The organism is Mesonia aquimarina (genome assembly GCF_003667275.1).
Classification (GTDB): domain Bacteria; phylum Bacteroidota; class Bacteroidia; order Flavobacteriales; family Flavobacteriaceae; genus Mesonia; species Mesonia aquimarina.
Window position 1 is genome coordinate 155599 of sequence record NZ_RCNV01000001.1, and the last position, 15794, is coordinate 171392.

Genomic DNA, 15794 nt, shown 5'->3' on the forward strand with positions numbered 1-15794 from the left:
AAGTATAACTTTTATTGAAGCTGTCTTAGCAACAATCTAAACCAATCAAATGATGAAAAAAATTATGATGTTATGTTGTACCGTAGTGTTTTTAATCTCTTGCGGAACAACTAAAATTGAACGACAAGCCGAACGAACTTTTAAGGGGAATTGGACGTTAAACACCATTACCTATCCTAATAGCAGCGGTTTTGTTGATGTAATGCTATTTGATCACGCCAAAGCAAATTGCTTTAGAAATTCTAGTTGGGCTTTTATTTCAAACAATAATCAAGGGAATTACAGTTTGAATGGTGCCGATTGTCCTTCAGGAACACAAGATTTTACTTGGGCGGTACAAGAAGTAGATCCTGAAAGTGGATTATATGACTTTACACTAAAACGCGTAAGTGAAGACGAAAATGCCAGAAAAATAAAACAAGGCTATCGTTTAAGTTTAAAGAGTTTATCGGAAAATAATATGGTTTGGGAACAAACTGTTTCTTTTGAAGGTAAACCTTTTATTATAAGAATGAGTTTTTCAAAAAGTGCTAACCTATAAATCTAAACTATGAATAATTTTATAAAGAAGACCCTAGCAGGAACAATAGCCGTTGCTTTTCTATTTACCGGTTGCGATGCCATTAAAAACGCAAATAACACTCAAAAAGGCGGAGCTGTAGGAGCGACCGGCGGAGCTGTAATTGGTGGTGTTATTGGGAATAATGTAGGCGATGGAGATAATACAGCGCTTGGAGCCATTATTGGTGGTGTTGTTGGTGGTGCTGCCGGCGCATACATTGGAAACCGCATGGATAAACAAGCAAAAGAAATTGAAAATGAAATTCCCGGTGCGGAAGTAACACGTGTTGGAGAAGGTATTAATGTAACTTTTGACGAAAATAGCGGGGTTTATTTTGCTACTGAAAAATATGATCTCAACGAGCAATCTCGAAATTCATTAAATAAACTTGCTGCAATTTTTAAAGAGTACCCAGATACCAATGTTTTGGTAGAAGGACATACAGACAATACTGGAAGTGAAACCTATAATATGACGCTTTCAAAAAATAGAGCACAAGAAGTTACAGATTTCTTTTCTTCACATGGTTTATCCAGTTCAAGATTTACTACTAAATGGTATGGAGAAACACAGCCCAAGTATGATAATTCTACAGCTGATGGAAGAGCAAAGAATAGACGAGTAGAATTGGCTATTGTAGCGAACGAAGAATTGAAGGAAGAAGCTAAAGAAAACGCAGATAATTAATACTGCTAATTAATTTTAAGCAACAAAAAAACCGGCTGAATTTTTAGCCGGTTTTTTTTATTTAGTATCTAGATCTTTTAATGATGAGTAGTCATCTTTTCTTTCTTTTTCTGTAATTGCGTTTTTAATTCATTTACAGTTTTACTTAAAGCGATATCAAAATTTTCTTCGTTTGCCGAGGCAAAAATTCTTGGACCCGGTAAACTCAATTGTATTTCACACACACGACCTTTTTCATTAGTTGAGGATTTTTCAGTTTTAAAATAAACTTCAGCGCTTACTAAAAATTCATAACGTTCTTTCAGTTTATCTAATTTTTCATTTGTTAGGTTTTCTAAGCGTTCACTAGCTTTTACATGTACATAATTAAAATTGGTATCCATAGTATATTTTTTAGTTAGTTTAAAGATACTGTTCTAAGATTAAGTTTCCTAAAAATTTAATACAGTTTTAGGATAGTTTTTATGAAGTGATAAAATTCTTTTATAAAGGACTAAAATGTTGTTAAACTAGTACTTAGTAACTTTTGTAATCCGTAAATTAAGGGAAAATTAATCAAATAAAAACTTTATTTATGGCTGCGTTAAACGTAACTCAAAAATTGATAAACGAACACCTATTAGAGGGAGAGTTAGTCCCTGGAAAAGAAATAGGATTAAAAATAGATCAAGCACTTTTACAAGACGCAACAGGAACACTCGTTCAATTAGAATTAGAAGCTATGGGCTTGGATAAAGCCAAAACTGAAGTTGCTGTACAATATGTAGATCATAATTTATTGCAGACAGATTTTAAAAATGCAGATGATCATTTATTTCTAAAAACAGCTGCACAACGCTTCGGACTTTGGTATAGTCGCCCCGGAAATGGTGTTAGTCACCCGGTTCATATGGAACGTTTTGGGAAACCCGGTAAAACTTTGGTAGGTTCTGATAGTCACTCCTGTGCTGCAGGATCTTTAGGAATGTTAGCAATTGGAACGGGAGGTTTAGATGTGGCTTCCGCCATAGCAGGTCAGCCTTATTATGTAAAAATGCCAAAAGTGATGGGTGTAAAACTCACCGGAAAATTACCCGATTGGGTTAGTGCTAAAGATATTATTCTAGAAATGTTACGTCGTTACGATGTAAAAGGCGGAGTTGGAAAAATAATTGAATACTATGGTGATGGTTTAAAACATCTAAGTGCGATGGATCGTCATGTTATTGCTAATATGGGCGCAGAGCTAGGCGCTACAACCACCGTTTTTCCTAGTGATGAGGAAACGAAACGCTTTTTAAAATCACAAACACGTGAAGAAGACTGGCGTGAAATGATTGCAGATGAAGGTTGTGAATACGATTTACACGAAGAAATTGTATTAGATGATTTGGTGCCGTTAATTGCTTTACCTACAAGTCCGGGTAATGTCGTTCCGGTGAGTGAAGTAGCCGGAAAAAAAATTAGTCAGTGTGTAATTGGCTCATCTGCAAATCCCGGATTGCGTGATTTTTGGATAGCCGGTGCTATTTTAAAAGGTCAAGCTGTACATCCTGAAGTGAGTTTAGATATCAATCCGACTTCACGTCAGATTATTCAGAATATGATTGAAAATAAAACTTTCGCTAATTTGATTACTGCCGGAGCGCGTTTTCACCAAAGTGGTTGTATGGGTTGTATAGGAATGGGACAAGCACCTGCCAGCGGAACGATTAGTTTACGTACCATGCCTAGAAACTTCCCGGATAGAAGTGGTACTAAAGATGATCAAGTTCATTTATGTAGTCCAGAAACTGCAGCAGCTTCAGCAATTACCGGAGAAATTACCGATCCACGTGATTTGGAGAAGAAAATGAATATGAAATATCCAAAATATAAAAGTCCGGAAATGCATATTATTAAAACCGATATGTTATTGGCTCCGCCCGAAGATGGTAGTAAAGTGGAATTAAAAAAAGGACCGAATATTAAATCTCTACCTCATATTGAAGAATTAAAAGATACTGCTGAAGTACCGGTATTGCTGAAAATGGGTGATAATATTTCTACAGATGAAATTCTAAAAGCAGGAGCAGAAGTTCTACCGTTTAGAAGTAATTTACCAGAAATAAGTAAATATGCATTTACCGTAGTAGATGAAACGTATTACGACAGAGCAATGGAGAGCAAAGATCAATATGGCGGGCATATTGTAGTAGCAGCCGATAATTATGCTCAGGGATCAAGTAGAGAACACGCAGCTATTGCACCGAAGTACCTGGGGCAAATTGCTGTATTGGCTAAAAGTTACGCGAGAATTGCTTGGCAGAATTTAGTGAATTTTGGTATCCTTCCGTTAGAATTTGAAAATAATGCAGATTACGAAAAAATTGATCAGGCAGATATGGTTAAATTCAAGAATTTACGAGACGATGTAAAACAACGAAATCCTATTGAAGTTGTATTTAAGAAAAAGAATGGAGAAGAAGTTGCAATAAAAACAAAACATTCTATGAGTGATCGGCAAATTAGAGTTCTTCTTAAAGGAGGAATTATTAACGACTTCAAAGAAAAGCTTACTGATTAATCTTAAGAAAGTTATCGATAAAAAAAAGAGCTTGTCTAAAAAGTCAATTTTTGCCAGCCTGAACTATATTCAGGTTCTCACACTGATTTGTATTTCAGTAAGATGAGATTCTGAAATAAATTCAGAATGACATTTTTTTAATCTTTTTAGACAAGCTCTTTTTTTTTACAGTTATAATAAATTATTAAGGTTGTGGAATTTCTCCTGTGTCCGTATCAAATAAAGTTTTTAAATCATTAGATTGTTTTACTTGTACCGCGCGATTTCCTCTAACACCTATAGGAAAAACTAAGGTTTCAGGATTATTCGCTAAAACTTTCATAGCATCAGTTTCATCAAGTTCTACATGATCATTTCCATATTTTTCCTTAAAAATAGGATGATCTTGATCTATTAATTTATCCACAGTAACGTCCAGCATATCTGCAATTTCTGCCCATTCTGTTCCGGTTAGGTTAGATTGTAATAAATCTACCGGTAAAACTTTTAAGTTTGAAGATTCTGCGTGAGCTCTTACTTTTTTGCCCAATTCACTTTTAGAATCATAATAAACGATTAATTGGCGGTCATTTTTTGCTATCACGGTCATAGTTTTTTTTTAATTGATTTTTAAAGTAAAGGTTAAATATTTAATAACACAAGAAAATTAGGGCTTTGTTAGGGAAGGTTTAAGATTCTATTTGGATTTTAAGTAATAACGTAGTCCGAGTTGAAAATTATTAGAATAAAAATTCTTTAACGTATAAAATTCGGCATTTCCAGTGAGATAAAAATAGGGGAGTACTGGGTAATTTATTTCACCTCTAAAACGTTGAAAACTTTCAGAAAAAGTATCTAAAAAAGTTGCTGCACCTAAGCTGAATTTTAGTTCAGATTTAGGATCTATATACATATAATCTAAACCGATACCGCCATATAAACGCTCTTTGATTGTCCAATACGGATAACCATCTTCACGATTATCGCTTCCTAACATTCCTGAAATTTCTGTGTATGGAAGAAGTGTTGATTGCTGCTGAATTTTGAAACCATAGCCTATATTAGCAAGCAGCATTCCATCAATAACATCATCGCTATAATAATTGGTTTCTAAATTTAAAATTCCGCGCCAGTGTTTATCGAACTGCATTTCTTCATAGATATTAAGCTGCGTTTGATAAATATCTAAGGTATATGCCGGACCTGTGATTGCAGGTCTTATAAGTAGTTGAACAGAATTAAATAGACTGTCTTTTGCAAAAGAAACATTGGTTTGTAGATGAAAGAAGGCTTTAGAAGCTTCATTAAATTCTACTCTTGCAAGACCTCCATAATTCAGCTTTTCGTTGCGTTCTTTCCGGTTAAATGTATATTCAACTCCATATAAATTTTGATCTATATTATTGGTGTAGTTTTGATCGATCTGAAGCGCATAAGCTTTATATTGTGTAAGACCGAATGTATGTGTATTGGCAGCATTGTCGCGAATACCGTAGCCCACTTTATTGCCGAGTGAAGTCGGTTGTAAGCGATCTGCAATCATCGAACTTTTAGTTTCAATAAAATCATTGGTATTGACACGTGATTTTTTTTGAATGTCTTCCGAAATTTTTTCATCAATTAATTCGGGGAAATCTTGTACTATTTTTTCTTGTATATCAATTTCCGTGTAGATAATTTCTTTATTGATTTTTTCTTTCAAATCATTTTTTTCCTTTCCCTTGGGAAGGGATGTAGTAAGTTCAGCTGAATTGTATAGGTTGTCAGAATACAAATATATCTCGGCTAAAGTTGCTTTTAATTCTTCAGGATTTTTGGCAGTCGCTATATTTTCATCATAAACTTTTTGTACATTTTCAAGATCTTGCAATTCATAATACCAAAGTATTTTATCTTTTACCGGAAAGTTTTCTGCACAATTAGACCAAGCAAGCGCTTTTCGGTAAGTTCCTTGATCGCCAAAGGCATAAGCAATAGAATAAGCTTGTTTTACTAAATCTTTATTTTTACAAGGCGTTTCATTAATTAATTCTTGCGTAACTATTAGAGGCTTATGTTCTAATAAATAACTGATATAACGCGAGTAATTTTCCTCTTTTAAAAACTTATATTCTCCTAATTGAATGCGCCATTCTTCTTTTGTTTCTTTGGGAATTGTATTAACGCAGTTTGACCACTTTACGGCTTCTTTATAATTTTCTTTATCGGCGTAAATCCATATAATATCAGTAATTAACTCTTCGGTTAAAAAATTAGAGCAAGGTTGAAGCGTATCTACAATTTGCAGTGCTTTTTCTTGATTTGAATATAAAATAGTTGCAAAATAAGTCGCTTTATCGTCTTTATTTTCAGTATTCTGAAGTAATTGTAATTGCTGTGTTGTGCTTAGTTTTGAATTATCAATTGGCTGAAAATGTTGATCGTATTGTTGTTTAAGTTCAATATTATCGGGATTAAATTTTATTTCCCGTTCAAGCCATTTTTTTTCTATGGCTTCAGTTGGATAAAAACTTTCTTGTGCAATAACTTTAGAAAGTGCTACAATTTCTGTTGATGGATTTTGCGTATACTTTTTTTCAAGTATGGGCCAAATTTCATCGTTTCTACTTTCCCAACCTAAATATTTATTGAGCTCTCTTATTTGCTTTTGATCTGTATTTTTTTCCTGATTTATTTCTTGTTTTAGAACTGCAATTGCTTTATCTACTTTTTCTTCAGCGATATAATGATTAATTTTTTCTCGATTGTTTTCAAAAACTAAGCTATCTTTTGTGTAATTTTTGTAGTCTTCAAGAACACTTTGCACCGCTGTATTTTCTTTATCTTCTAAAAAAAGTGGAATTTCAATTTTATTCTCTGAGGTGTTGACAGTAAAAAGATAGCCTTGAAGCAATTCAGTTTTAGAAAATTTCCATTGTTTTTTTTCTAAATATGTTTCCAACTCTTTTTGGTGTTCTTTAGCAATATAAGTAAACCAAGATTGTTGTTCATCAATTTTTTGATTGCCTGTAACCTGATAAAATTTTTCTTTTTGTTGGTGTTTATACGACGTATTTCTCCATTTTTCTGTTATTTCTGCTCCTTCTTTAACCGAATAAAAATTCATTAAAGGAAATCTAGCTTTGGTTTCTTGCAAATAGGTTTGAAAGCGAGGTAATAATCCTGGAGAACCATCTTTAGAAATACGCCAACCTAAATCTAATTTATTTCTAAATTCATAATTTCCGGCACTTAATTTATTGCTTTCATCAGCAACTTGATAAACATCATCGGGATGTAAAAAATGGGTCCAAATACCGGTGTATAAATAGAGTGATTGCTGATTGAATTCTTCGGCATCATCAAAAACGTAACCACTTGTAATTCTGGGAAAATTAAAGAAATGATCGTTAAAAGGTTCCGGATCAAATTCTCTGGCGCCACCTTCTTCAAAATCACCCATATAAATGCTGCAGTTGTATCTAAGACTAGGCATTCCTTCTTCTAAAGCAGCCAGACCTAAGCTATCTATAATATTGCTTGGCGGAACATAGGTTATGGGTAATTTACCATAGCGTCCGGCTTTCCACTTTTTTCTTGCTGATTTTAAAGCACTCACCATAAAAGCTTTATTAGGCCATTCTTCTTTGGTTAAGGAAACGTGATTGTAGCCGTGTAAATCTAAATCGTGTTTACTTTTTCTAACTTCTCGTGCTAACCAACCCGATTGAGCTTGTTCCTTTTCCTCTTTTATAAACGTATTGCTTTCCCATTCTTTAAATAAAAATGGCGGATCGGTTAAATTTCTATAATCAAAGCATAAATACGTAGAGTAGATTAAGTTTTCATCTTCAGCCAATTGAAGCATATCTGGCCACCAGACTTCTCTGTAATATTCACTTTGAGTGATGTTCATTTCAGATTTAATATTTTCCTTTTTGATGTTATACATCGGTGCGGGAAAATCATCTAAAAATATTGTACTTACATTGGCTACCGGATAAGGGACACCTTCTAAACCGGCTAAAATGGCTGAAAAAAATAAACCGCGGTCTTCCTTTTCTGCATATTGTGTGGTGTTAAAGGCAATAACTTTTCCCTTACCAAGATTATTTTTTATGATGAGGGGAAAGCTCTTGTCTGTAAAACTTGTAGCCCAAATATCTACTCGGTTTGAAAAGTTATTCTCAGTAAGACCATAATGAGGAACTTTATTTTGATAAGGTCTTTCTTTAAAATTGGGTAAGTAAGGAATATTAAAAAAATAACCTTGCGGCTCTTGCGTTACTGCATAGTCCGCATTTTGTTTAATTCCACTTAAAAACCCAAAACGTTTATTTTCAGTAGTATTGGGTAAAAACAAGGTCCCACCCGAAGCTACAAATTGCACCACACTCTCCATGGCTTTGTTACTTAAGGGTTTTAAATCGTAGATTACTACAACTCGGGAAGTTTTAGGTATTTTAGCATCTTGATTAAAGTTTTCGAGGCTAATTTTTCCGAAAGGTATTTTGGCGTAATCTAATGCTTTCCGAATTTGTTTATTACACGTAATGCTTTGCGGATTTTGATTATTTACCAAATAGGTAACTAGCGGATTTTCGCTAACAGGATCAAAAACAACACGATCTATACTTTCGGGCTCTAATATTTTGCCATCGTCTTCTTGACAAGAAATTGAGCACATCACTATAAAAAAACAACTTAGTATTTTAAATAAAATAGCTGTAAAATGTTTCATTTAACTAGAATAATAATTCTTTAATTTTACTTTGCTTCGGAACGTTTACTATTTCATAAACTTTAACCAAACTACCTTGATAAAATACGTTTACTCGGCGTCCTTTGGATTTTAAAATATCTATATTTTTCTTAGCTCGATCTTGAATATTTGGATTCAGTTTTGTTTTTTTTCCTAAACTAGCTTCATTCTCATACAAAAATACAAAAGTGCTTTTAGGTAAAACTGCATCAGGATTTCTTTTGAAATAATCCTGTACGTTTCTAAACGAATTATAAATAGAGTCTTTTTTAATATAGTTTTTATTGAAATAATTGTAATTGATAAAGTAATGACTGTCTTCGCTAATAACACTATTATTTTGCGTATTGACAACTGCGTAAGAATAGGGCAGGTGCTTAGAATTTAATTTATCGTAAGCCTCCATTATTGGTTCTTTGGTTTCGTTCTTTTTAAACGGAATTTTTTCAGTTTCCGCTTTTCCTATCCAAATAAAAAGGCTACAAATAACTATAGTACTCAGTATTGCTTCAAATGAAAAATTCCATTTAAAGTTTAATGAAAAAAGTTCTAATATTCCAACGAATAAAAAGAGTGAAATTCCAAAAAGTAAAGGTATAAAAACAGCTGCGGTAATATTTAAAAGATCTTCATCTACAATTAAATATTCGATCTTATAAGCCTGTAAAAATATACTTAGAAAAATGGCAATTGCTAAGGCACCATTATATTTTTTGGGATATTTAAGGTATAATGGAATTGCAACTACAACACAAGCTAAACTTGCCCATTGGTAATAATTCAGTAATTGATCAAACGGTAAAATTAATTGTGGTAAATAGGTGTAAGACGTATAATTATATAGGTTGGAATTAATAAACTGAATTAAATCATAATTCAGTACCCAAGCAGCAATCAAGTGAATTAAAAAAGTAAAACTTAACGCAATTAAATAAGCTAATAAAGATCGGTATAAATAGCGTTTATTTCGTTTGAGATTTAAAATTGAAATCAATAACACAAAAGGAAAAACAATAAAAAGGGCTACAAACAAATCGGTAAAAATAATAGCAGCATATAAGTATGACATCCAACGTAAATAGGTTGAAGTATTCTTTCTAAGGCTGGTTGGTTTTATGTTGTACATTATTGCTGGAAGCCCTAAAATAAGCGCAAAAAATATAGATTTGTGTTGTGTAATTAAATTAATATTTAAAGGTAAAAGAGGATATAATAAGGTAAAAGATAAGGCTGCAATTAAGGCTGGTACTAATTTTTTTGAGGTTAATTTATAGGTAAACCAAAATAAAATAACGGCGAGTAATGAAGATTCAAGTAAGCCAAAAGATGCTAAAGCAATGGTATCTGTAATACCGGTTAACTCTCCGTAAACATTCATAATTAAATATTCGCCCATCATGCTTCCTTCATGAAAAAACCAATGTTGGTTGGTTAAGTCTTTTATCTTATGAAGATCGCTGTACCAAATATCAGAAAGGGTAAAAGTATCAAAATTGAAAAAATAGTAACGAGATGCAAAGCATAACAAAGCTATAAAAACAGCTAAGCCAATTTGCCATTTTAAATCGATAGCGGTGAGTCTTTCTTGTTCTGTTTTTGTAGAGTCTATCCGCTTTTTTAAATTGTATTTACTGACTAATTTTTTTTCTTTCTCAAAATTTCTAACCGTATAAATAATTAGTCTTTTACGCATTTTAAGAAATTGGTGGGTAAAATTTTTCTTAGAATTTAAGTTCAGAAAAACTAAAATCATAAACCCGGCTAGAACACTTAGACACACCAATAAATCGAAGGCATTAAGCTGTGTAAGTAGCATGCTTACCAGCATAATAACCGAAATAAACATAACAAAACGTGCTATAAAATAATCTAATCCCCGTTGATTTGAGTCTTTAAATGAGATTAATTGTTTTATAACGTAGATAAAAAAGACAAATAAAACTATGCGTAACGGCCCAATAAACATCGAAGAAATATAGTCCATAATTCTATTTGAATGTTGGTAAATTTTGCAAATCTATCTGACCGATAAAATAAGGCCAATTTTTTTGTTTAATTCTTTTTAAAATACTCTTTTTCATTTTTTTTGTTCCGGCATATTCAATAAAAATAATTGGAAGTTGATAATTTGTGTGAATTGTTTCCAATTCATCGAGTTGTTCTTTAAACTCTTTTTTTGCGCGTAATCTATATTTGTTTTTATCGAAGTTATAATTACTGGCAACAGATTCTATCGCAATAGCATCAATATAATTATGCGTATCTTCCGCTATTAACAAACCGGCATTTTGCATTAAAAATATATCAGGAAATTTTTGCTTTACTTTTTGTAAAAAAATTACTAATTCAAATTTATTTTCAGGAGTTGGTCCGTATTTAGTATAATTATCAATATTATCTAAAAACATTCCGTCTAATCCTTTTTCTTGCTTATTCAACCAAAATAAATCCAATAAAGTTTCTTGTGTTATTTCATCTCTTAAATTTAGAATGTGACTGTTCCACAATTTATTTTCACCCAAAGTTTTACCTTCTAGCTTTTCATAATGAATGGCAGCTTCATTAACTTCACCCAAACTTATATAGCCTAAAACGTATTTATTATTTTCTTTTAAGGTTTTTACATCTGCTTTAGAAAAATGAGTTCCTTCAATAATAACGTAAGTATAGCCTTTTACCTGTTCCGGATAAAAGTCACCATAACAAAATAATACGGGTTGTTTAGGTTGTTGCGCAAAAAGCTTGAAACTAAAAAAAAGCATAGCAATAAAAAGTAGTTTAATAAGCCGCATAATAAAAATAATCTAATCGTTTAAAAAAACGAATGGTTAAACGTGTGGTATAAGCCATAAAGAAAAATGCACCAACTAACAGCCCAATAGCACTATATTCATAAGAAATTATACGGCTACAAAGTACGCCGATTCCCACATTTACAAAGCAAGCTAAAATAAGTGCTGTTAATGGTTTTTTATGCTGATTTAAGGTGTACATATATAAAACATTCAGCATTCCTAAAGTTAAAAACAAATATCCAAAACCGCCAATTACAGAAACCTCTATACTTAAGGCTGAAAGAGATTCATCAAATCCGGCTTTATAGCCCCAAGGTTTTGTAATTACTGCATACAATAAAATTCCTATTAAAATGGCACTTCCCGTAAATAAACCTAAATGTTTATAATACATTTGAAGCATTTTTTTATTGAAGTTTTCTAATTTGTGGTAAGCTATAGTTCGTTGATAATAATCCATTTTCCTACAAAACGAAGCAATGCTGTATTCTAAAACCCCTGCGAGTAAGAAAAATACAAGAATTGCTAAATCCATACCAATCTCATAATCTTTTTCATAATAAACAATATAGGGTAAATTTCTATCTAAAGTAGAAGACCAGGCCAAAATTCTATCGGTAAACACAAATAAAAAAATTAATGTTCCATAGAAAAAATAGTCGAAATTTCTGTAAACCGAAAGCATCATTTTTGGAGTTACATTATTTCTTCCTTTATCTTTTTTAATGGTACGTTTAAAGAAAAAATGTAGATAAGCCAATGCCAAGATGCTTGCCAAAACAATTCCGCCCCAGTGAATATAATAGACTTTAATATTGGTAAATAAATGTACGGCTAAGGCACTTGAGGTTGCTATAAAAATAACCAATGATATTGCCCAACGTTCTTTTATAGTATATAAAGAGGATAACGAGAGTAATAAAATACTGATTAACAAAGCATAACTAAATACAATTCCTAAAAATAAAAATGGATAGAGGTGTAAGAAAAAATTGATGCCGGTAATGACGAGAAAAATCCCAAAAATAAGTTTAATACCGGTTTTTAAAATATTGATAACAGATTTTCGCGTCATCTCGTAGTCTTGATTATACCAATAATAAGAAACTTGTTTTCCCATTACTTGTACAAAACCACCGGTGGTTACCAAACCAATGATCACCCCTAAAACTACCGCAGTAGATTGCAAACCGTTAAAGCCAGAAAAGGTCCATAACGAAAAACCAAAAAAGACAATACAAGCGATTTGAATAAATACCGGAAATGTGTGAAAAATTCCTGTACTGTATTCTTTTACAAATAAAACTTTTCTAGCAATAGTATAATTATTAACCGATATTTTTTGAAATTCTTTTTGTTCGGCTTCTAATTGCTTTTTATTTTTTAATTCAGGAAGTTTAGCATGGCCAATTTCATCAAAAATGTGATGAGCTATAGTTTCTATAGATTCAAATCCGTAATCTTCAGGAACATCGATATCTCGAATTCCTAAAGATTCTATGGTGGCCATAACCACTTGAACATTAACGGGTTTTCCGTTACGTTCTTTTATCATCCTTATTAATTCAACTAAAGCTTCTTGATGATTATTCATAACTAACTTTAGTTTGCTGCATTGCTTTCAATTTGTTTTTTTGTGAATTTACCCGTTCATAGGCATCTTCATAATCACCAATAAAATTTGCTAATGTGAAATTTTCTACAACACGTTTTCTGGCGTGTTCACCCATTTTTTTTCGTAAGTCATCATCCTTCAAAAGTTTTATGACAGCTTTTCCAATTTGTTCTGCATCTTTTGGTTTACAAGAAATTCCTGAAAATTCATCTAAGGCTTCTTTTACGCCACCAACATCTGTAGCAACTACAGGAACACCGCAACCCATCGACTCTAAAACAGTGTATGGAAAGCCTTCAGAAATAGAGGTTAATATAGAAATATCACCTTCGGGAAAAATTAAATGCGGATTAGGCCGTGGCCCCATCAATTTAAAATTCTCTTCTAAGCTTAATTCTTTAATTAGGTCTAAGCATTCGGCGGTATATTCGGGTACAGCTTTGTCATCACCATAAATTAAATATTGAACATTTGGTATTTCTTTTTTTACCACTGCGCAAGATTTAATCATGGTTAGTACGTCTTTCAATTCAAAAATTCTTGCAGCTGCAACTACTGTAGGAATATTTTTTAAATGCTCGGGTTTTTCTCTGGGTTTAAATAATTTATGATCTATCCCATTATAAATTATTTGTAATTTATCAGGCGAAGCTCCGTAAGATTTCTCCCATTTTTTATTGAATTCATTTACAGAAATAATTGAAGCGGCTTTGTAATAAGTCAATCTTGCCACGGCTTCAGAAAAACGAATCAATAAATCTTTTAAAAAGAAGGGGTATTCTGAATTGTTTATAGCTAATAAACGTTCTCTAATAAAAACGCCATGTTCGGTTAGCATAATAGCAGTACCGTGTTTGTAATGCGCAATTAATGCTGGGATTAAGGGAAAACCACTAAGCGTTAAGTGTGCTATATCTACTTTTGGCACATCTACAATAGCTAAAGGAATTAAAAAGCGATACAACCAACGCAAACCGACAGTTAAATCTAAAATACTGGCAGTTGGATTGTGTTTTCTTTCAATATAATCTGAAACAATTTTTACATAGGTATCCCACACAATTTTTTCGCGCATGGTTTCTTTATAATCAAAGTCTTCAAAATAAAGCCAAAGTCTATAGAAAACATCATCTAAAGCTTCTACATTTTTTTCATCATTATAAACTAAATGAAGTAATCGCTCAAAAATCGGAATAAATTTTTCAGCAATAATCTTAGATGTGGTAAACTCTTTTCTACCTACCGTTTTGTAATATTCATCGCCATAACTCGTATAATCATGAGGTTCATCTGGCGTCCATAACGGTACCTGTAGTACTTTTTTTATATTTTCTCCCAGTTCGTAACGCGGTTCTAATTCAAAACCAGCATTTATAGAATAGAGGGTGTAATTTGCGTTACTTACTTGATTACATAATATATGCGACCACGTAGAAACTCCGCCACCATTAAATGGATAAGTTCCTTCTGTGATAAGCATCACTTCAATTTTTTTCATAAATAGAAATGTAACCGTTCTAATTAGTTGATAAATATAAAATACTTTACGTAAAAAAGATGTTGAATAGTTTTTTTTAATGCTTCAACTGAATACATTTCGCTTAAATTTGCAGAAAAATAAAAGCGATGAGTACATTTTTAGAATTAGGTGTAGATAAAAATCTTGTAAAAGGCCTAAACGAATTAAATATCAAACAGCCTACCGAAATCCAAGAACAAGCAATTCCGCTTTTATTAAGTGAAAACACAGATTTTATTGGTTTAGCACAAACCGGAACCGGAAAAACTGCCGCTTATGGTTTACCTATTTTGCAAAAAATTAATCCGGAAAAGCCTGAAATTCAAGCTTTAATTTTATCACCAACACGAGAATTAGTGCTTCAGATAAAAAAGCAACTTTTCAAGTTTACAAAGTATTGTGATCATAAAATTTTTGCGGAAGGTGTGTATGGAGGTGAAAAAATTGACAAGCAAATAAAAGCCTTAAAGCGACCAACTCATATTGTTATTGCTACTCCGGGAAGGTTAGTAGATTTAATGGATCGTGGTGATATTAAATTGACGAATGTGAAAACCCTAATTTTAGATGAAGCTGATGAAATGCTCAGCATGGGTTTTAAAGACGATTTAACCAAAATTCTAGCCCAAACAGCAAGACAAAAAAATACCTGGCTATTTTCTGCTACAATGCCGGAAGAAATTCAACGGATTGTAAAAAAATATATGTCGCCAAAAGCGCCACAAGTTGCAACAAATAAAAAATCGATTATTAACGATAATATTACGCATCAATTTGTGCGTGTAACGCGAGAAAATAAAGACGATAATTTAATTGGTATCCTTGATAATCAAAAAAAGGAGAGGGGAATTATTTTTACGCGTACAAAAGCTCACGCACAACAAGTTACCAAAATGCTGAAAGAAGAAGGTTTTTCAGTGGACGCTTTAGAAGGAAATATGCAACAAAAAGAACGTGAAAAAGCTATGCGTGCCTTTAAAAAAGAAAATTTGCAATATCTTGTTTCTACTGATGTTTCAGCCAGAGGAATTGATGTACAAGATTTAGGTTTTGTTATTCATTACCAATTACCAGATCAATTAGAATATTACACACACCGAAGTGGAAGAACTGCGCGCGCAGGAAATACCGGATTTTCAATTGCCTTGGTTTTACCACACGAAATGGAATTGATGAAAAGCATCAGCAAAAAATTAAACATTCAGTTTAAAGAGAAAAAATAGGTTGATTATTTTGTTGAAATAAATCAGTTTAATTCAATTAAAATCAATTTGTTATGGTAATTATTTAATTCCGAAATTTGTAAATTTTTTTTCGTCATTCTGAACTTGATCCGGAATCCCATATTATA

The 15794-nt window shown here is 32.4% G+C and carries 11 protein-coding genes; 4 read left to right on the top strand and 7 right to left on the bottom strand.

Annotated features, from left to right (window positions below; genetic code table 11):
- The first annotated feature begins 49 nt into the window (after nucleotides 1-49).
- On the top strand, nucleotides 50-541 hold the full coding sequence (locus D9R05_RS00830; RefSeq protein WP_240462882.1) for a lipocalin family protein: 492 nt from the start codon (nucleotides 50-52) through the stop codon (nucleotides 539-541).
- Nucleotides 542-550: 9 nt separating this feature from the next.
- Nucleotides 551-1249, top strand: a complete 699-nt coding sequence (locus D9R05_RS00835) for an OmpA family protein (RefSeq protein ID WP_121665324.1) — start codon at nucleotides 551-553, stop codon at nucleotides 1247-1249.
- Between the two features lie 77 nt (nucleotides 1250-1326).
- On the opposite strand, the gene hpf is transcribed toward D9R05_RS00835, so the two are convergent.
- Nucleotides 1327-1632: a ribosome hibernation-promoting factor, HPF/YfiA family gene (gene hpf / locus D9R05_RS00840; RefSeq protein ID WP_121665325.1), complete on the bottom strand. Its 306-nt coding sequence runs from the start codon at nucleotides 1630-1632 to the stop codon at nucleotides 1327-1329.
- 191 nt (nucleotides 1633-1823) lie between these two features.
- Here hpf and D9R05_RS00845 point away from each other — a divergent pair, with 191 nt between their 5' ends.
- Nucleotides 1824-3794, top strand: a complete 1971-nt coding sequence (locus D9R05_RS00845) for an aconitate hydratase (RefSeq protein WP_121665326.1) — start codon at nucleotides 1824-1826, stop codon at nucleotides 3792-3794.
- A 184-nt stretch (nucleotides 3795-3978) separates the two neighbouring features.
- Here D9R05_RS00845 and D9R05_RS00850 read toward each other — a convergent pair whose 3' ends face one another.
- From D9R05_RS00850 to pelF, 6 genes are all read right to left on the bottom strand, one after another.
- Nucleotides 3979-4383 carry an ArsC family transcriptional regulator gene (locus D9R05_RS00850; protein ID WP_121665327.1) on the bottom strand — a complete coding sequence of 135 codons (405 nt, stop codon included), beginning with the start codon at nucleotides 4381-4383 and terminating at the stop codon, nucleotides 3979-3981.
- A gap of 87 nt (nucleotides 4384-4470) precedes the next feature.
- Nucleotides 4471-8439 (bottom strand): DUF2194 domain-containing protein, encoded by a 3969-nt coding sequence (locus D9R05_RS00855; RefSeq protein ID WP_162984864.1) that lies wholly within the window; start codon nucleotides 8437-8439, stop codon nucleotides 4471-4473.
- A gap of 58 nt (nucleotides 8440-8497) precedes the next feature.
- The gene (locus tag D9R05_RS00860; RefSeq protein ID WP_121665329.1) at nucleotides 8498-10498 is read right to left on the bottom strand and encodes a hypothetical protein; all 2001 of its coding nucleotides are present in this window, start codon (nucleotides 10496-10498) and stop codon (nucleotides 8498-8500) included.
- A gap of 4 nt (nucleotides 10499-10502) precedes the next feature.
- Entirely contained in the window at nucleotides 10503-11276 is a 774-nt protein-coding gene (locus D9R05_RS00865; RefSeq protein WP_162984865.1) for an endo alpha-1,4 polygalactosaminidase, read from the bottom strand.
- Between the two features lie 16 nt (nucleotides 11277-11292).
- Nucleotides 11293-12903 (bottom strand): exopolysaccharide Pel transporter PelG, encoded by a 1611-nt coding sequence (pelG, locus tag D9R05_RS00870; protein WP_121665331.1) that lies wholly within the window; start codon nucleotides 12901-12903, stop codon nucleotides 11293-11295.
- Nucleotides 12896-14422, bottom strand: a complete 1527-nt coding sequence (pelF, locus tag D9R05_RS00875; protein WP_121665332.1) for a GT4 family glycosyltransferase PelF — start codon at nucleotides 14420-14422, stop codon at nucleotides 12896-12898. The genes pelG and pelF overlap by 8 nt, the downstream gene beginning before the upstream one ends.
- Nucleotides 14423-14550: 128 nt before the next feature.
- On the opposite strand from pelF, the gene D9R05_RS00880 reads away from it, so the two are divergent.
- The gene (locus D9R05_RS00880) at nucleotides 14551-15666 is read left to right on the top strand and encodes a DEAD/DEAH box helicase (RefSeq protein ID WP_121665333.1); all 1116 of its coding nucleotides are present in this window, start codon (nucleotides 14551-14553) and stop codon (nucleotides 15664-15666) included.
- Nucleotides 15667-15794: the final 128 nt, after the last annotated feature.

Coding starts and splice junctions, on each gene's coding strand:
- D9R05_RS00830 (WP_240462882.1), top strand. CDS start 50: ATGATGAAAAAAATTATGATGTTATGTTGTACCGTAGTGTTTTTAATC.
- D9R05_RS00845 (WP_121665326.1), top strand. CDS start 1,824: ATGGCTGCGTTAAACGTAACTCAAAAATTGATAAACGAACACCTATTA.
- D9R05_RS00835 (WP_121665324.1), top strand. CDS start 551: ATGAATAATTTTATAAAGAAGACCCTAGCAGGAACAATAGCCGTTGCT.
- hpf (WP_121665325.1), bottom strand. CDS start 1,632: ATGGATACCAATTTTAATTATGTACATGTAAAAGCTAGTGAACGCTTA.
- D9R05_RS00850 (WP_121665327.1), bottom strand. CDS start 4,383: ATGACCGTGATAGCAAAAAATGACCGCCAATTAATCGTTTATTATGAT.
- D9R05_RS00855 (WP_162984864.1), bottom strand. CDS start 8,439: ATGTGCTCAATTTCTTGTCAAGAAGACGATGGCAAAATATTAGAGCCC.
- D9R05_RS00865 (WP_162984865.1), bottom strand. CDS start 11,276: ATGCTTTTTTTTAGTTTCAAGCTTTTTGCGCAACAACCTAAACAACCC.
- D9R05_RS00880 (WP_121665333.1), top strand. CDS start 14,551: ATGAGTACATTTTTAGAATTAGGTGTAGATAAAAATCTTGTAAAAGGC.
- pelG (WP_121665331.1), bottom strand. CDS start 12,903: ATGAATAATCATCAAGAAGCTTTAGTTGAATTAATAAGGATGATAAAA.
- pelF (WP_121665332.1), bottom strand. CDS start 14,422: ATGAAAAAAATTGAAGTGATGCTTATCACAGAAGGAACTTATCCATTT.
- D9R05_RS00860 (WP_121665329.1), bottom strand. CDS start 10,498: ATGGACTATATTTCTTCGATGTTTATTGGGCCGTTACGCATAGTTTTA.